Genomic DNA, 17,907 nt, shown 5'->3' with positions numbered 1-17,907 from the left:
AATTCCTAAAAAACTCCTGTAAAGAATCTGATTCTCCCTGCCCCAATTGCTCGTACTCGGAATTGAAACCTCCTGCGATGAAACGGGTGTCGCGCTTTATCACACCCGGCAGGGCTTGCTCAGCCATGCGCTATATTCACAAACCGAAATGCACGGGGAATATGGCGGGGTAGTTCCCGAACTCGCCTCCCGCGACCACATCAGGCGATTGCTGCCCCTCATCCGGCAGATATTTGCGGAAGCCGGGCTCACACTGCGAGATCTGGATGCCATTGCATACACCCGAGGTCCGGGACTTGCCGGAGCCTTGCTCGTAGGTGCAAGCGTGGCAGCCGCGCTTGGTTTTGCGCTCAAAATTCCCGTGCTGGGGATTCACCACCTCGAAGGCCATCTTTTATCTCCTCTGCTCTCCGACCCCGCCCCTGCTTTTCCATTCGTAGCGCTGCTTGTATCGGGGGGCCATACGCAACTGATGGAAGTGACCGGCCTGGGGCAGTACCGATTGCTTGGCGAAACTGTGGATGATGCGGCAGGAGAAGCCTTCGACAAGACAGCCAAGCTGCTCGGTCTGGGTTATCCAGGAGGGCCCGCGCTTTCCCGGCTGGCAGATGAATTTTCCCGATCAGGCCAGTCCGTGCGCTTCGAGCTTCCACGCCCCATGCTTCATAGCGGGGATTTCAATTTCAGCTTCAGTGGCCTCAAAACAGCCGTGCTGACGCTGGTGAACAAACACGAGATGACACCCCAGACTCGCGGTGCGATCGCACAGGCTTTCCAGGAGGCGGCAGTCGAAGTGCTGACCGAGAAATCGCTTGCGGCACTTGCAAAAACGGGACTTACCCAACTGGTGGTGGCTGGCGGGGTGGGAGCCAATCGCCAGCTGAGGAGCAACCTCGACTACAGAGCAGGAACGATTGGCGCTACGGTGTATTATCCGAAACTCGAATTCTGCACTGACAACGGGGCGATGATCGCATTTGCGGGAGCAATGCGCCTGGAATCTGGAGAACCTGAAAGTTTAAGGCTTGGCAAGTTTACGATAAACGCCCGCTGGGATCTGGAAATGCAGGAAATCGGGCGGGAAGCATAAGATGCCATCTGCTTCCGCACTTGTTCTGCTCGCCGGACGATAACCGGGAAGGCGGATTGCCCAGCCCTCAAGAGGTACTGCGCTTGCCAATGCGCGATTCCCTGCCAGAGATCAGGCCGGCGATATTTGACTTATGCCGCCAGATGAGCAACAGGGACATGATGAAAACCACAAGGGTGCGCGCTTCGAAGCCGAGAAAAAATAAGGCATAGAATGGCGCCAGGCCTGCGGCCGCTATTGCCGCCAGCGATGAAAAACGCCAGATCACCGCTACTGCGAGCCAGATTGTGACCGCAAGCAATCCCATCCAGAGATTGAATCCCAGCAGTATCCCCAGCGCGGTTGCCACTCCCTTTCCACCCTTGAAATGCAGAAACACAGGAAACAGGTGGCCTAGAAAAACCGCCAGGGCCGCTGCCGCAACTGCCTCGTTACCCAGGTTCAAAAAGGGTGCATAATACTCCGCCAACGCGACCGCAAGCCAGCCTTTGCCTGCATCCCCCAGCAATGTAAATATCGCTGCGGATTTTTTCCCGGATCGAAGGACGTTTGTAGCGCCGGGGTTGCCTGAGCCGTACGTGCGCGGATCAGGTAGTTGAAAGAACCGGCTCGCCAGCACGCCAAAGGAAATCGAACCCAGCAAATATGCTGGCAGAACCAAAGCTATCAGCGTCATCTTTGCAAATAGAATAAAATCCCCTGCTGATTCTACTTGAAAAACAGCTTCGGTAATGTTGCTCGCCGATGCTTTAATGCTTAACAATGGATATCATCTTCCTGCACGAACTCAAAGTTAAAACGCTGATTGGAATTTACCCGTGGGAACTCAAAGTTGCGCAGACGATCCAACTCGATCTGGAGATCGCATTACCTACGAGCCAGGCCTGTCAGACTGACAATTTCGAGGACGCGCTGGATTATTCCCTTATCGTGCAGCGCATTCATCAGGTCCTTTCCGAAAGGCATTTTTCCCTGCTTGAAGCCTTGGCCGAGCACATCGCGCAGACCATCCTGCTCGAATTCAAATCACCGTGGATCAAGGTAAACGTGGCGAAACTGAGCGCAATTCGGGGTGTAAAAAAAGTAGGTGTGCGCATCGAACGCACATCATGCGGCAATTAAGAGCCCTGGAAGCATCTCGGTAAGCGCCTCCCTCACGCAGGTGAAGCACTTCTATTACGATACTATTCCGCCATCGATATTGTATTGGTTCCAGGAGTTGACCCGCACCTCCCTTTCTCCAACGCGGCCGAGAGAAGACAAGGCTTCCGAACGTGAACGAGAGCTGCCTGAGGTCCCTGGCATGCTGCCGCTCCAGTACTCAGCACGGATATTTCACCAAACCAGCTGGGAATTATAGAAAGCAGTATGAACACTGTATTTTTCAACCAGGACTGAAATCCGGTTTTTACCATCGGCCTTCACGAGCATTGACGGGTGTTTTGTGCATTTTTGCGTCCCGCTTCGCGCCAATAGGCCGACTATTGGGTTGGCGCGGGATACGCAAATCTACTCCAAAACACCTCGCCATTATCCCGTGATTCGGGGAAATATCCAGACTAGCCTGCTGCGAGCGCCGCCTCTATTTCGGTAAAGGTCCTGGCAATTTCCACTGAAGGAATGATAGTTCCAAGCTGCTTTTCGATTTGCGTCAGGGAAAACATCCCGCAAACGGTGGGCTGGCCATCCACGCCATTCTCTATTACCAGGGTATGCTGCCGGCCGGTGTCACACAGACTGGCGATGATATTTCCGACTCTTGCATGCTGGATTTCTGACATGTGAATCGCTTCCAGCCGATCCAAGGGGGTCATGATGTCGGAAACAAGAATTTCATTGTGCTTGACGCACCTTTCCTGAATGAAACGCAGCGGTTTTTCCCCCAGAATATCGGTCGCCGTAATAATGCCTGCGAGAAGCTTGTCCCGATTCAACACGAGCAGAGATCGAATTCCGCGCAGCATCATATAGGCATTAGCCGACTCCATGGTCACATCCGGCTCGATTACAGCGGCCGGAATATGCCGTAAGTCGGTCATTACGACGAGCGCGGGTGATGTCAGAGTTACCGGTTCAGGCTGGGCTGGCGTTGCGACCCGTACAGCGCCCGTAAGACGCTGCGCCGGGAGGAGATGATAGTCGGACATAGCGATATCCTCCATATTAGGGAGGGAATACCCTTGAAATCAGTGAAATCGAATTCAAGCATTCCCCCAAATCTAACTCTACGCCCACCTTCACAAAGGGTCAATGCGACTTTTTGTAACGTCGAATATAGCAAAACCTCAAAGAGAGCCTCTTATCAGGTACGCTGCTTGGCCCGCCATCCTTTCATCCAGGCATTCGGAGTACAAGGCTACCCGTGCTTCCCGGCAGAAAAAATCTGTTGTGAACGCAAAACCATCAGCGTGTGCTTGATCCGATCTTTTATGTGGGAAAACGAACAGAGGCGCGTAGCCAAACTGTAGAAGATTGCTCTCACGCTTATCGCAGAGATGGCTCCGATTGATCTGTCCAGTTTGCGGTTTGCGGCAGGCTCGATTAGAACATTCAGTAATTGCTACTCTATCTGACAGTTTCTTTCGTGGAGAACGGTATATGAAAAACGCATACAGGGGCTTCGATCTCAATACTGCCGAATTTGATAATTGGCTTGAACCTGCCACTACCCGAATGACAAAGCATGCAAAATCAAATAAAAACAAACTCTGGGGTGACTTCGAAGGTAGCCGGATAAACCGAAAGAAAAAACGCGACGCCCGATCCGACTTGTGGGCGAAATAAATAGCGATTTTTTCTAAAATCAACAAGCCCTTCGACAGATTTCTGGGTACAGGCTTCATCTCCCTCAGAAATTGTCGAAGTGACTGACATCCCTGATATCTTCGATATCCTTGTTCAGCCGGCTCAGCATCGCCACTGGTTCAGTTGCCTGGGTAATAGGTCTGCCAATAACAAGATAATTCGATCCGTTCTCAATCGCCTCGCGAGGGGTTGCTATCCTCCGCTGTTCGTCCGGACAACTATCGGCCGGCCGTATTCCCGGCGTGACCAGACAGAAGTCCGCGCCTATCGCATTCCTCAGTCTGGACGTTTCGAGCGGGGAACATACGACTCCATCCAAGCCGCAATCCCGAGTGAGCAAGGCAAGGCGCTGCACCACGTCCTGCGGTTCGCCCTTCAGACCCACTTCATCGAGATCGCTCTGATCCATGCTGGTCAGCAGCGTCACTGCGATGAGCTTGATTGAGCCCGGCGGTACAGCCTCACGAGCTGCTGCCAGCATTCTTCTTCCGCCCAGCGCATGCACGTTCATCATCCACACTCCCAAAGCTGCAGCTGTCCTGCACGCATTTGCCACCGTAGTGGGAATATCGTGGAATTTCAGATCGAGGAAGATCTCGAAACCTTTACCCATCATCTTTTCCACCAACTGCGGTCCGGCAGCGGTAAAAAGCTCCTTGCCGACTTTAAGCCGACATAGCGAGGGATCCAGACGGGCTACAAGATTGAGTGCGGATGTTGAGTCCGGAAAATCCAGGGCGACGATAATACGAGGATCATTCATATGCAATTTATCGGGAACGGAAATCACAGGAAGGTACAGTTGATTTACAAATGAACGTCCGGGACGTCATATTTTCTCCGGTATGAGGCGAGTTGCCGTCTTTGCCTGAATACGATGGTGAGACAGGATGCAGCGCCAACCATCACCCCCAGTGCAAAGAAAAACAATATTACCAGTACCAGCGGTGCCGTCCATTCATAACCGAAGTAATAATAAAGCGTTACCGGTTCGACATTTCTCACAGCAAAGCCCAGCAGGAGGAGAAACAGTACAATCCGCAGGAACCATATCAAATAACGCATCATCAGTTTTTCCGGAAAAGAACTCGCGTTGACAGCAGGAGCATTGCTCAGACCAGGATAACATCGCGCAGGTAATCGACCTGAAGCTTATCCACGTGCATAAAAAAGCGGCATGATCTTTCAATCATGCCGCCATTATATCCATCCGTTCAATTCGCGTTTTTCAGTTTTTCTGATCCACCCGCTCCCTCATTTCCTTTCCTGCCTTGAAATGAGGGACATATTTTTCCGGTACCCGAACTTTTTCTCCCGATTTCGGGTTGCGTCCGACACGCGGGGGACGATAGTTCAGATCGAAACTGCCAAATCCACGAATTTCAATACGCTGCCCTTGTGACAAACTCTTCGCCATCGCGTCAAGTATAACCTTGACTGCCAGCTCGGCATCTTTTGTTCCCAGTTGAGGATGGCGAGCTGCAAGCCTCGCGATCAGTTCAGACTTTGTCATGATGCCCTTTATTGTTCCGTATTCTTAACATCCATCTTGGCTTTGAGCAAAGCACCCAGACTGGTAGTTCCCGCGCTGGCGGATGCGTCCCCTGCCACCTTCTGCATCGCGTCGGATTCCTCCGCCATATCCTTCGCTTTGATCGAAAGATTAATGCCACGATTTTTGCGATCGACGTTAATGATCATCGCCTCAACCACATCACCTTCCTTCAAATGGGAACGAATGTCCTCAACCCGGTCGCGCGATACCTCTGAAGCGCGCAGGTAACCTTCGACATCATTCTCGAGTGAAATCACGGCACCCTTCGCATCAATCGACTTTACCGTACCTTTGACAATGCTGTTCTTGTCATGAACGGAGACAAAGCTGTTGAAGGGATCACCTTCCAGTTGCTTGATGCCAAGCGAGATACGCTCGCGCTCCACATCGATGGACAACACGACTGCCTCGACCTCGTCACCCTTCTTGTAATTGCGCACGGCTTCTTCCCCCGGCTGATTCCAGGAAAGATCGGAAAGATGTACCAGTCCGTCTATCCCGCCTTGCAGCCCGATAAAGACGCCGAAATCCGTAATGGATTTGATCTGACCCCGCACCTTGTCGCCTTTTTGATGATTCATGGCGAAATCTTCCCACGGATTCACTTTGCACTGCTTCATGCCAAGCGAGATGCGCCGCCGCTCCTCATCGATCTCAAGAATCATCACTTCCACTTCATCGCCCAATTGCACCACTTTGGACGGGTACACGTTCTTGTTGGTCCAATCCATTTCGGAGACATGCACGAGGCCTTCAATGCCTTGCTCGATTTCAACAAACGCGCCGTAATCGGTAAGATTGCTGACCTTGCCGAATAACCGGGTATGGGGCGGATACCGCCGTGACAATCCTACCCATGGATCTTCCGTCAATTGCTTCATACCCAGCGAAACGCGGTTTTTTTCCTGATCGAACTTGAGAACTTTCGCGGTTACTTCATCACCAACACTGATGACTTCGGAGGGATGCTTTACCCGCCGCCACGCAAGATCGGTAATATGCAGCAAGCCGTCTATGCCCCCCAGATCCACGAATGCGCCGTAATCGGTAATATTCTTGACAATACCCTTGACGATGGCGCCTTCGGTCAGATTGGCGAGCAACGTCTGGCGGTCGGCGCCCTGGGTTTCTTCCAGCACTGCGCGGCGAGACACCACCACGTTGTTTCGCTTCCGGTCAAGTTTGATAACCTTGAATTCCATCTCCTTGTTTTCGTAAGGAGTCGTATCCTTGACTGGCCGGATATCCACCAGCGAGCCGGGCAGAAAGGCGCGAATGCCATTGATCATGGCAGTCAATCCACCTTTGACCTTGCCGCTCACGACACCCGATACGATGGCCCCGCTTTCCATTGCAGCCTCCAGATCATGCCAGGCGGTAAGGCGCTTTGCTTTGTCCCGCGACAGGCGGGTTTCGCCATAGCCATCTTCCAGCGCCTCGATGGCGACGCTGACGAAATCGCCGGGCTTGGCTTCAACTTCGCCCTTGTCGTTCTTGAATTCGTCGACGGGGATGAAACTCTCTGATTTGAGTCCGGCGTTTACGACTACGATGTTGTAATCGACCCGGACGACCTGCGCGGTGATGACTTCACCGATACGCATTTCCTGACGGGAAAGGCTTTCTTCAAATAACGCTGCAAAACTTTCGGAAGAATCGACAGCGGGGGAAACAGTGGCCATTGTAAGAACACCTGATGTGGTCCCATCAAAACCGGCAGGTTTCATGGGGTTAGGGTTAATAATAACTGCTCTGATGGTTCTCTTTTTCTGAGAGCCATAACGATATGGCAGCGCTCGTATTACCGATGTTTCAACTGCTCGAACATTCGAAATATCCAGCTTCAACTACACTTCCTGCTCTGGTTCATCCTGAATCCAGTTGCCCGGCATTCGACGCGATTGAATGCGAAAAAACACAAAATGATCCGGGGAATGGATTTTTTTACGTGTTCCTGTCACTCAGGAGCGCTTTAAGCCAAGCGAGGGCGAGCTTATAGGATTTGACGGATGAAACCTCTTGATGGATAAAACCTCTCTACACAACGTACTCAAATGGGTCCTTTTGCAGAAATTTCAGCGTACAGACTCAATACGCGATCTACCGCCTGGTTGATGTCGAGTGAAGTGGTATCCAGCAAATGTGTATCTGCGCCCAGTTGCAATGGCGCAATGCTGCGATTGCTATCCCGCGCATCACGCTCCCGTATGTCCTGCAAAAGGGTGGCAATATTAGCATCCATCCCTTTTTCCATCAACTGCTTATAACGCCGCTGAGCACGTGTTTCAGCAGTCGCCGTGAGAAATACTTTGAGGATGGCAGTGGGAAATACAACCGATCCCATGTCGCGACCGTCGGCTACCAGACCCGGAATCTGGCAGAATGCGCGCTGCCGTTCCAGCAGCGCCGCGCGAACGAGAGGATAAGCGGCTACTCTGGAAGCCGCACTGCCGCATTCTTCCGAACGTATTGCATTCGTGACGTTTTCATTGTCCAGGCGAATCTCCGCATCTGCAAAAACGACATTCAGATGTGCAGCGACTTCACTCAGCGCATGCTCATCCTTAAGCTCGATTCCCGATCGCATTGCCGCCAGCGCCGCCAGACGGTACAGCGCGCCGCTGTCCAGATAGTGAAAGCCGAGTTTTGCGGCAACCCGTTGCGCTACGGTGCCCTTGCCGGAAGCAGAAGGACCGTCAATCGCGATGACGGGAATATCCTGAATAGTCTTATCGTTCATAAAATATCAAAAGAATCGACCCTGGCAGCGAATTTACCCTGCCCTGGATCGGCAGGGGCGATGGCCGCAAATTTTTCGAAATAATCGGGAAACGTCTTTGAGACACACCGGGGATCATTAATTCGAACGGGCGCGCCAAAAGACACGAGAGAAAAGCACATTGCCATGCGATGATCGTCATAGGTATCAATAGCCGCATTCGCCACCAGTTCCCCGCGGGGCGGCGTGATTTGCAGAAAATCGTGCCCTTCCTCCACTTCTGCGCCGAGTTTGCGCAATTCCTGCGCCATGGCTGCAATACGATCCGTTTCCTTTACCCGCCAGCTCGCGATATTCCTGAGAACGGTGTTTCCCCGCGCGAACAAGGCTGTCACTGCAAGCGTCATCGCTGCATCCGGAATATGGTTGCAGTCCAGATCGATTGCTCGCAAGCCACCGGGTCCGGGAGCGCTTGCTTCGATCCAGTTATCGCCAAATCTGATATCCGCTCCCATCTGCTTGAGCGCCTCGGCAAAGCGAATGTCTCCCTGGACACTATCACGTCCTATGCCTTCGACGCGTACCGGCCCTCTCCCGATTGCGCCGGCTGCAAGAAAATAGGAGGCGGAGGACGCATCGCCCTCGACGAATACCTGACCCGGACTCCGATAGCGCTGCTCTGCGGATACAGTAAAGCGCCGCCACTCCTCCCGCTCCACCTGCACCCCAAAACGCGCCATCAAGGCGATGGTAAGACCGATATAGGGGCGCGAAATCAGTTCCCCTGCCACGGTAATGGCCGGTAATTCATCCATTTCTGTTTGCAGGAAAGGCAGCACCATCAACAGGGCAGTGAGGAACTGGCTCGATACGTCGCCCCTTACCGTTATTTCCCCAGGATGGATCCGCCCGGGTTTGATCTGGAGCGGCGGAAAACCTTCCTTCCCGAGATAGGTAATATCCGCGCCTACTTGCCGCAGGGCATCGACCAGATCGCCAATGGGGCGTTCATGCATTCGCGGGACGCCGGACAGGCGGTAGTACCCTTGAGCAAGCGCCAGCACGGCCGTCAACGGACGGAAAACGGTCCCTGCGTTCCCTAAAAACAGATCTGCTTCTGTTGTAGGGAAACGAAGAGGAAACTGGCCCCCCACTCCCTGCAAGCGATAATGGTCTTTACCAATCTGAAGGATGGATACACCCAGAGTGGAGAGGGCATCGAGCATACGGGCAGTATCATCGGAAGCCAGCAGGTCGCAGATATCGGTTACCCCCTCCGACAACGCGGCAAGTAACAAAATTCGATTGGAAATGCTCTTTGAGCCAGGCAAGCGAACGATACCCTGAGCACGCCCGACTACCGGCAAGTCAATAAATTTCACACTTTGCCTCAGGGATTGTCTTCATCGATAAACAGCCAGTTGGGCAATAAAACCGGCTATTATAATCGACCTCCAATTCCGAATAAATAATAAGCACAATTGCCTCCCGGGAAGCAGATCACGCTCGAATCCCCGGTATTTCCCGGACAATTCGCATATGGAAGGATGCATCGAAAATGCCGCACTGGTTCAAAGATAATTCCCAGACCACCGGGGTTACGCCGCTGGTCCGACTTAATCGCATTACGGATGGCGCTCCGGCAATGGTACTGGCCAAGATCGAAGGGCGTAATCCCGCTTATTCTGTAAAATGCCGTATCGGCGCGGCAATGATCGAAGATGCGGAACATCGCGGGCTGCTTCGTGCCGGAATAGAACTGGTGGAACCTACCAGCGGCAATACCGGTATCGCCCTCGCCTCTGTTGCCGCCGCGCGCGGCATACCCCTGACATTGACCATGCCTGAAACCATGGGGCTGGAACGCCGCAAGCTGCTTCTCGCCTACGGGGCAAAACTGGTTCTGACCGAGGGCGCACGGGGCATGAAAGGTGCGGTAGCGAAGGCAGAGGAAATCGTTGCTTCCAATCCGGGCCGATACCTCCTGCTTCAGCAATTCTCCAACCCGGCCAACCCCGCTATTCACGAGCGCACCACGGGGCCGGAGATCTGGAACGATACCGACGGGGCAGTTGATATTTTTGTTGCCGGCGTGGGTACGGGAGGCACCATTACCGGTGTTTCGCGATATATAAAGGGGACGAAGAAAAAGTCCATCATCTCGGTCGCCGTTGAGCCCGCTGCCAGCCCGGTGATCACGCAACATCGGGCTGGCGAACCCCTGAAACCTGAACCTCACCGAATTCCGGGAATTGGCGCAGGGTTCATTCCTGCCAATCTGGACCTCTCCCTCGTGGATGATGTACAGCAGATCAGCAATGAAGACGCGATTCACTATGCACGTCGTCTTGCACGCGAAGAAGGCATTATCTCGGGGATTTCATGCGGAGCAGCGGTTGCAGCCGCATTAAATTATGCGAAGCGAGCGGAGAATGCCGAAAAAACCATTGTTGTCGTTCTGCCGGATTCAGGAGAACGCTATCTGAGCTCCAACCTTTTTGAAGATATGTAAAAGGCTCGGGAATAGCGGGCTTGATAATAATAAATGGAGGAGTATTTTTCATTGAAACGAACAGCGCTGAAAATTGGCGATGTGGTGTCCGAATTACGTGCACTGCGCCTCAAATCCCTGGAAAATCGGCAGAGACGCGACAGGCCACCCAAGCTTCCTTCCCGCAAGGTGCTGGTCGGCATTGCGGATGGATTGAGAGCCGTACTGTTTCCCAACCGTCTGGGAATGCCCGACCTCACCAATGAAAGCGTCGATTATTATGTGGGCCACACGCTCGACGTAACGCTGCGGGAATTGATGGTGCAGGTGCGCCGTGAGCTGCGCTTTGCTGGCGATGCGGACGCGCCAGGCAATTCTGAAAGGGAGCGGGCAGCGGGAATTACGCAAGCCTTTGCCCAAAGGCTGCCGCGTATACGCAGTTTGCTTGAAAGCGACATTCAGGCAGCCTATGAAGGAGACCCGGCGGCCCGAAGCGTGGATGAGGTTCTGGTATGTTATCCCGGAATTACCGCCATTACCTACTACAGGCTGGCGCATGAGCTGCACCGGCTGGGCGCGCCATTGATCGCCAGAATGATTTCTGAAATTGCTCATTCTTCCACCGGCATCGAAATCCATCCCGGTGCGCAAATCGGCGGATTCTTCTTCATAGACCATGGTACGGGTGTAGTCATCGGCGAGACCGCCGTCATCGGGGAACATGTGCGCCTGTACCAGGCTGTCACCCTTGGCGCCAAGCGCTTTCCCGTGGATGAGCATGGGGCTCTGGTAAAAGGCAATTTGCGTCACCCCATCGTCGAGGATGATGTCGTCATCTACGCTGGCGCGACGATCCTGGGACGCATTACCATTGGCCGAGGCTCAACCATTGGCGGGAATGTATGGCTCACCCGCAGCGTGCCTCCTGCCAGCGTCATTTCCCAGGCGCAGACACGCAACGAAGTGTTTGATGGCGGCGCCGGCATCTAGTCCTGCCTGCGGGCTACGCAAATCTGCTCCCAAAACACCTCGTCATTATCCCGTGATGTGTAAAATACCGGGGCCCGGGCTTCGTTGCGGAAAGCTGTCGAATTGCAAATGCCGAAGCACTCGTCCTGCCCGGCTTTCCTATCCCGGAAAAACAACTCCGCGGGGTCAGTTCCGCAATAAGATGGTTTCGGTGGTTGACGCTCGCACAGGCAATATTTAGACTTGTGGAAAAAAAACAGATACAAACACCGCAATGAGTTCCTCAAGCAGGACAATCACCCTACCCGATATCATGTGCCCAAAATGCATCAAGTGCGGGAGCGAAAGAACGCACCATTCTCGCGTGCGTCCTGGCGAGCGAACATTGGGTATGCTGTTTCTTCGACCCATACGCTGCCGGCAATGCAAGGAGCGCTTCTGGATGAAAAATCCGAATGCCTTTCTTGCATTGGGGGGAGTGCTGTTCATTGGCGCATTGCTGATTACAACGGTCTGGCTGATCATAGAGCACAACATGGCCGATCCCTATGCGGGACCCGCCACGGAAATTGGAACTGAAGACTCTGCTGATCCTGTTGCCCCCGGGACCAGCAAATCGCAGAACAGCCAGGAAGCGCCCCCCGGCCCGGCACCGGGGACGCGCAGAACTCCCGACGTCACCCAGTCGGCCGGGAGCACTCCTCCTTCCGCCCCCGCGCGAAACCCCCTGGAGGATCATCGTTTTACCGTTCGACTCTATCAGGAGGCAGCGATTAACGGAGATGCGGATTCGCAGTATAAGCTCGGGCTGCTGTATCTGACGGGGAACGGGGCACTCCAGGACTTTGCCGAAGCCGCAAAATGGCTCCAATTGGCCGCAGAACAAGGCTACGGACCCGCGCAATATGAGCTGGGCCTCATCTATCGGAATGGATACGGCCTCCCTACGGACCATGTGCAAAGCTACGTATGGTTGAATCTTGCGGCCGCCGCCGGCGTCCAGCAGGCCATGGCAGCCAGGGATGAAGTCATGCGCGCGCTAAGCAGCAAGCAACTGGCGCAGGCACAGAAGATTTCCCGCGAGTGGCTGGCGGCACGAACCGGACCGGAAAGCGGAAAAGAGGCTGACCGAGTTGAATCAGCACCCTATCGGCGTAAACCATAACTGCCAAACAACGCGCCGCTGAATAACACGTCCTTCCCTTCACCAGAACAACTGACTGCCAAGGGAGCTATCCTGCGATAAATGATTCTCGCAGTCAATTGGCAGATCAAGGTGGAAGCACTTCATTTCATATAAATTCGTGCAACATTTCTGATGAAGAGGAAATCCTCGTGAGTGAAACTTTCGACGTTATCATCATCGGCGCCGGCACCGCAGGATTGGCCGCTCTCAAGGAAGTAAAGAAGCGCACTGACAATTTCACCATTATCAACGATGGTCCCTGGGGGACAGTCTGCGCGCGTGTCGGTTGCATGCCCTCCAAAGCACTGATCGAGGCCGCGAAGGCGTTCCATCGCCGCACCTCCTTTGAGGAATTCGGCATCCAAGGGGCGGATTGCCTCACGCCGGATATTGCAGCTGTCCTGCGACGTGTGCGCTGGCTGCGGGATGACTTTGTCGCCAGCACGCTGAAGGCGACGGAAGTGCTGGGAGAACGAGCTATTTCCGGTCGTGCGCGCCTTCTTGAAGCAGGAAGGCTCGAGGTAAACGGACGGGAATTACGCGCTCGAAACATTATCATTGCCACTGGCTCCCGCCCGGTTGTACCTTCTCCCTGGCTTGCACTCGACAGGCAGATCCTGACGACTGATACATTATTCGAACAGGAAACCCTTCCCGATCGGGTAGCAATCATAGGTCTGGGAGCAGTGGGCGTGGAAATGGCTCAAGCGCTCGGCCGCCTGGGAATCGAGGTAACGGCATTCAGTGAAAGCGATACCATCGCCGGTCTGAGCGATCCGAAAGTCAATGCGGTTGCAGCAGAGCTTCTCGCAGACGAGTTCAGGGTCCATCTGGGCAAGCAGGCAGATCTCCGGGCAGCTGATGGAGGCATGCGGGTGTCTGCCGGGACGCAGGAAACCGCGGTCGATGCTGTTCTTGCCAGTCTGGGCCGCAGGCCTAATATCGAGAATGTGGGACTGGAGACGCTAGGCATCCAGTTGAATGAAAGAGGGCTGCCTCCTGTTGATCCCCATACCATGCAGATAGCAGACCTGCCGGTTTTCATGGCAGGTGATGCGAGCGGCATGAGGCCTCTGTTGCACGAGGCAGCGGACGAGGGCCACATTGCAGGAATCAATGCCACCCATCCCGCTCCCATTCGCTTTGAGCGTCGCACGCCGCTTGCGATCGTGTTTACCGATCCCGGCATAGCCATCGTCGGTAAAAAACATGCCTCTCTCCCCCCCGGAACATTGACCGGAGAGGTTCGTTTCGAACGCCAGAGCCGGGCCCGCATGGCGCAACGTAACGACGGCATTCTGCGCATTTACGCCGAGCGGGTCAGCGGCAAGCTGCTTGGAGCTGAAATGTGCAGTCCCGATGCGGAGCATATGGCACACCTGCTGGCACTGGCGATCGACCGCTCACTCACAGTGCATGACATGCTGCGCATGCCCTTTTATCATCCCGTCCTGGAAGAAGGCCTGCGGACTGCATTACGCGAGCTCTCGAAACAACTTCCCCGCTGTCGCGAATCCGACCTTGCAGGCTGTGAGGCGTTCGGTGCACAGGCGCTGGATTGATGCCACACAGACGTTGCGCCGCAGATTTGGATACTTCATCAGCATATGGCGGAACTCCGGCATGAAGCTTGAGGATACCAAAAGCGCACAAATGCAGTCAGTGCCAGAACTTAATATTTACAAAGGAAGTCTTAGTTCGGGAATAGCGGAAGGGAAAGCCTGATGAATGAATTCGCATTTGCCAGAGTGCTGCATGTACTGGGAGTTGTGCTGTGGATCGGGGGTGTCGCCATGGTGACAGCCGTCCTGTTTCCCATTATGGCGAAAATGAAATGCGCAACCGAGCGAACGGAATTTTTCACCCACATCGAAAACCGCTTTGCTCCCCAGGCACGCTGGACAACACTGATCGTGGGTCTGAGCGGCTTCTACATGGTCCATGTTCTCGACGCCTGGAACCGTTTTACTGAGCCCCGCTTCTGGTGGATGCATGCCATGGTTGCGGTGTGGCTGATCTTCACCTTGATGCTGTTTATAGTGGAACCCCTGGTATTCCGGAGGCAGAAGGCAAAAATGTCTCAACGCGATCCCGCAAGGACTTTCGCCCTGGCGCAGCGGATGCACAGGATATTGCTGAGTTTAAGTCTCGTTACCATTGCCGGGGCAGTGGCCGGCAGCCACGGCTGGATGCTGCAGGGAGGATAGCCATGAGTTATGCAGCAATAAAAATGATTCATGTCGGCAGCGTTATAATAAGCTATCTTTTGTTTTCATTGCGCAGCATCTGGATGATCCAAGGATCTGCCGACTTGAAACGGCGCTGGGTAAAAATTACACCGCATGTGGTGGATACCGTACTGCTTGCGAGTGCTGTTGCGCTGGCTATCCGTATCCAACAGGACCCGGTACATGACTCCTGGCTCAGCGCCAAGGTCGTCGGATTGCTGCTGTATATCGGCTTGGGCATGACAGCGTTAAGATTTGGAAAAACGCGCAAAGTGAAAATATCCGCATGTGTCGCAGCCCAATTCGTATTTATTTATATCGTACTGGTTGCCCTGACAAAAAATCCCGCAGTTTTTCCCCCCATCTCGTAAGAAACTGGATCGCGGCCCTTGCATTTTCCGGAAAATCTTTCAAAATGCCCTGCCAATGCTCCCCGAGCGATTGCTGTATCTTACATAAAACGTAGTATTATTTTTATAGAACGTCCATGCTTGTCTTAATCTTCCTCTGCAAGAACCTACTCACATGCTAGCGCGGTGGCGTTGGTGGGCTTACCCTTTGGCCGCGCTTTTTGCATTGGGTGTCATCGGGACTCTGGTTTTCGGTTTCGCAGCATTGGTGACCATACGTGCCTTACCCTCGCTCGAGGCTTTGACAGACTATCGGCCCAAGGTACCGTTACGCGTGTATAGCGCAGAGGGCATCCTGATCGGCGAGTTTGGAGAAGAACGACGCCAGGTTGTCAAAATCGATTCAGTTCCGCTGCGACTGAAACAAGCAATTCTAGCCGCCGAAGATGACCGGTTTTATCAGCATGGTGGGGTAGACTACACTGGTATATTGCGTGCTGCTTATTCCAATTTCACCTCCGGCGGTCTGCGCCAAGGTGCCAGCACCATCACGATGCAAGTGGCACGAAATTTTTTCCTGACAAAGGAAAAAACACTGAACCGTAAATTCAGCGAAGCTTTGCTTGCATTCAAGATCGAACACAGTTTAAGCAAGGACCAGATTCTCGAACTCTACTTCAACCAGATTTATCTCGGTCAGCGTTCGTACGGTTTTGCCGCTGCCGCGCAGGTTTACTTCGGTAAAAGCCTGAACAGGATCAATCTGGCGGAAGCCGCGATGCTCGCTGGACTCCCCAAAGCGCCTTCGCGCTTCAATCCGGTCGTCAATCCGCAACGCGCGCGGGCGCGGCAAGTATACGTGCTCCGGCGCATGCGTGACCTGGGCTATATCCCGAACGAGGAGTTCGAACAAGCCGAAAAACAACCGATGCAAATCATCAGGCGGGAATCACAGGAATACGCTCTGCGGGCGGATTACGTCGCGGAAATGGCGCGCCAGGCCATGTATCAGCGCTACCACGAGGATGCATACACGAGAGGTTACAAGGTCTATACCACTATCCGTTTTCTCGACCAGGAAGCCGCCTATAATGCGGTACGCCAGGGCGTGCTGGACTATGACGACCGGCACGGTTATCGCGGTCCGGAAGCGGTCATAAAGCTGTCGGCAGGGGACTTGAAGCGGGAAGAAATACTCGAGGAAGCCTTGCAGGAAGTGACTGACAGCGATGGCATTCTTGCCGCGGTCGCGCTGGAGGCAACCCCGAAGCGGGTCAAGGCGTACCGCAAAGGTGGCGAGATCATCGAAATCAAGGGTGACGGGCTCAAATTCGCGCAGAAATATCTGACTGCCAAACCTGCCGCCAACCAGCAGGTCATTCGACCCGGCTCCCTGATCCGTGTCCATAAAAACGATAAGGGCGCCTGGGAGATTACGCAACTGCCGCAAGTGGAAGCCTCGCTGGTCGCCCTTAATCCCCACGACGGGGCAATCCGCGCCATGGTGGGAGGCTTTGATTTCAACCGCAGCCAGTTCAACCACGTTACTCAGGCATGGCGCCAGCCTGGCTCCAGCTTCAAGCCATTCATTTATTCCGCTTCTCTGGAAAAAGGCTTCACACCGGCGACTGTCATCAATGATGCTCCGCTTTCGTTTACGGCTGAAGAGACCGGAAGCGATCAATGGGATCCCCGAAACTTCGGGGACAGCTATGATGGCCCATTGCGCATGCGTGAAGCGCTGGCGAGATCAAAGAATCTGGTATCCATTCGCATTCTGCAGGCAATCGACGTGCAGTACGCGCAGGATTACGTGACACGCTTCGGTTTTGATCCCAAGCAGCACCCCGCCTACCTTGCGATGGCGCTGGGCGCCGGTTCAGTCACCCCGATGCAGATGGCGGTAGGTTACGCTGCATTCGCCAATGGGGGATTTCTGATATCCCCCTATCTCATACAACGCGTAGAGGATGTCAACGGCAATATCGTGGAGCAATCGAAGCCCCCGCTGGCGGGTGAAAACGCCAAGCAGATTATCGATCCACGCAATGCCTTTCTCATGTCCAGCATGATGCGGGATGTGGTGCAGCGTGGAACCGCAACCAGAGCGAAACAGTTGGGCCGTAACGATCTGGCTGGTAAAACCGGCACTACCAGTAATTATGTCGACGCCTGGTTCTGCGGATATCAGCCCGATCTGGTCGCCATTGCCTGGATCGGTTTCGATAATCCGAAATCGTTGGGAGACAATGAAACCGGCGGTCGGGCGGCACTTCCCATCTGGATGAATTATATGGACAAGGCGTTGAAAGGTGTACCGGTCGCCTCCTATTCCCCTCCAAGTGGGATCACAACCGCCAGGATTAATCCGGAAACCGGCCTCAGAGGCAACGGCGCGACGTTGGAGGAATACTTCATGGAAGAGCAACTTCCTCCTGAAGAAGAGGATCCAATAGATATCACGATCAGATCGGTGGAGGACATCATAAACGACTTTCTGTCGAACTAGAAATG

At 53.9% G+C, this 17,907-nt stretch carries 17 protein-coding genes; 9 read left to right on the top strand and 8 right to left on the bottom strand.

The genetic code is table 11. The annotated features are described in order from the left end of the window. Positions 1–46: 46 nt before the first annotated feature. Complete coding sequence (gene tsaD / locus BMW46_RS01555; RefSeq protein ID WP_074703925.1) at positions 47–1,090, top strand: tRNA (adenosine(37)-N6)-threonylcarbamoyltransferase complex transferase subunit TsaD; 1,044 nt, start codon at positions 47–49, stop codon at positions 1,088–1,090. 67 nt (positions 1,091–1,157) lie between these two features. On the opposite strand, the gene plsY is transcribed toward tsaD, so the two are convergent. Next, complete coding sequence (plsY, locus tag BMW46_RS01550) at positions 1,158–1,766, bottom strand: glycerol-3-phosphate 1-O-acyltransferase PlsY (protein ID WP_074704523.1); 609 nt, start codon at positions 1,764–1,766, stop codon at positions 1,158–1,160. Positions 1,767–1,852: 86 nt separating this feature from the next. On the opposite strand from plsY, the gene folB reads away from it, so the two are divergent. Then, positions 1,853–2,212, top strand: a complete 360-nt coding sequence (gene folB, locus BMW46_RS01545) for a dihydroneopterin aldolase (RefSeq protein ID WP_074703924.1) — start codon at positions 1,853–1,855, stop codon at positions 2,210–2,212. 437 nt (positions 2,213–2,649) lie between these two features. Here the strand turns inward: folB and BMW46_RS01540 are convergent, their stop codons facing one another. From BMW46_RS01540 to aroA, 7 genes are all read right to left on the bottom strand, one after another. Next, a complete protein-coding gene (locus BMW46_RS01540) occupies positions 2,650–3,237 on the bottom strand; it encodes a CBS domain-containing protein (RefSeq protein ID WP_074703922.1) in 588 nt (195 codons plus the stop codon). Between the two features lie 701 nt (positions 3,238–3,938). After that, positions 3,939–4,658: an orotidine-5'-phosphate decarboxylase gene (gene pyrF / locus BMW46_RS01530; RefSeq protein ID WP_074704519.1), complete on the bottom strand. Its 720-nt coding sequence runs from the start codon at positions 4,656–4,658 to the stop codon at positions 3,939–3,941. Between the two features lie 44 nt (positions 4,659–4,702). Then, the gene (locus tag BMW46_RS01525) at positions 4,703–4,963 is read right to left on the bottom strand and encodes a LapA family protein (protein ID WP_256376915.1); all 261 of its coding nucleotides are present in this window, start codon (positions 4,961–4,963) and stop codon (positions 4,703–4,705) included. A gap of 160 nt (positions 4,964–5,123) precedes the next feature. After that, positions 5,124–5,408 carry an integration host factor subunit beta gene (locus tag BMW46_RS01520; RefSeq protein ID WP_011381373.1) on the bottom strand — a complete coding sequence of 95 codons (285 nt, stop codon included), beginning with the start codon at positions 5,406–5,408 and terminating at the stop codon, positions 5,124–5,126. 8 nt (positions 5,409–5,416) lie between these two features. After that, complete coding sequence (rpsA, locus tag BMW46_RS01515) at positions 5,417–7,132, bottom strand: 30S ribosomal protein S1 (protein WP_011381374.1); 1,716 nt, start codon at positions 7,130–7,132, stop codon at positions 5,417–5,419. 368 nt (positions 7,133–7,500) lie between these two features. Continuing rightward, a complete protein-coding gene (gene cmk, locus BMW46_RS01510; RefSeq protein ID WP_074703919.1) occupies positions 7,501–8,190 on the bottom strand; it encodes a (d)CMP kinase in 690 nt (229 codons plus the stop codon). After that, the gene (aroA, locus tag BMW46_RS01505; RefSeq protein ID WP_074703918.1) at positions 8,187–9,551 is read right to left on the bottom strand and encodes a 3-phosphoshikimate 1-carboxyvinyltransferase; all 1,365 of its coding nucleotides are present in this window, start codon (positions 9,549–9,551) and stop codon (positions 8,187–8,189) included. Before aroA ends, cmk begins: the two co-directional genes overlap by 4 nt. A 176-nt stretch (positions 9,552–9,727) precedes the next feature. On the opposite strand from aroA, the gene cysK reads away from it, so the two are divergent. From cysK to BMW46_RS01470, 7 genes are all read left to right on the top strand, one after another. Beyond that, positions 9,728–10,681, top strand: a complete 954-nt coding sequence (gene cysK / locus BMW46_RS01500) for a cysteine synthase A (protein ID WP_074703916.1) — start codon at positions 9,728–9,730, stop codon at positions 10,679–10,681. Between the two features lie 51 nt (positions 10,682–10,732). Next, positions 10,733–11,650 (top strand): serine O-acetyltransferase EpsC, encoded by a 918-nt coding sequence (gene epsC, locus BMW46_RS01495; protein WP_371113483.1) that lies wholly within the window; start codon positions 10,733–10,735, stop codon positions 11,648–11,650. A 421-nt stretch (positions 11,651–12,071) separates the two neighbouring features. Then, complete coding sequence (locus tag BMW46_RS01490; RefSeq protein ID WP_256376914.1) at positions 12,072–12,794, top strand: tetratricopeptide repeat protein; 723 nt, start codon at positions 12,072–12,074, stop codon at positions 12,792–12,794. Positions 12,795–12,964: 170 nt separating this feature from the next. After that, the gene (locus tag BMW46_RS01485) at positions 12,965–14,377 is read left to right on the top strand and encodes a dihydrolipoyl dehydrogenase (RefSeq protein ID WP_074704514.1); all 1,413 of its coding nucleotides are present in this window, start codon (positions 12,965–12,967) and stop codon (positions 14,375–14,377) included. A 162-nt stretch (positions 14,378–14,539) separates the two neighbouring features. After that, positions 14,540–15,022: a hypothetical protein gene (locus BMW46_RS01480; RefSeq protein WP_074703911.1), complete on the top strand. Its 483-nt coding sequence runs from the start codon at positions 14,540–14,542 to the stop codon at positions 15,020–15,022. A 2-nt stretch (positions 15,023–15,024) separates the two neighbouring features. After that, positions 15,025–15,414: a SirB2 family protein gene (locus BMW46_RS01475; RefSeq protein ID WP_074703910.1), complete on the top strand. Its 390-nt coding sequence runs from the start codon at positions 15,025–15,027 to the stop codon at positions 15,412–15,414. A gap of 154 nt (positions 15,415–15,568) precedes the next feature. Beyond that, entirely contained in the window at positions 15,569–17,902 is a 2,334-nt protein-coding gene (locus BMW46_RS01470) for a penicillin-binding protein 1A (RefSeq protein WP_074703908.1), read from the top strand. Positions 17,903–17,907 lie beyond the last annotated feature (5 nt).

Origin of the sequence: Nitrosospira multiformis, assembly GCF_900111585.1 — a bacterium.
Taxonomy (GTDB): Bacteria; Pseudomonadota; Gammaproteobacteria; order Burkholderiales; family Nitrosomonadaceae; genus Nitrosospira; species Nitrosospira multiformis_B.
The sequence above is the reverse complement of the archived record's forward strand: the minus strand, read 5'-3'. Positions and strand labels throughout refer to the sequence as shown.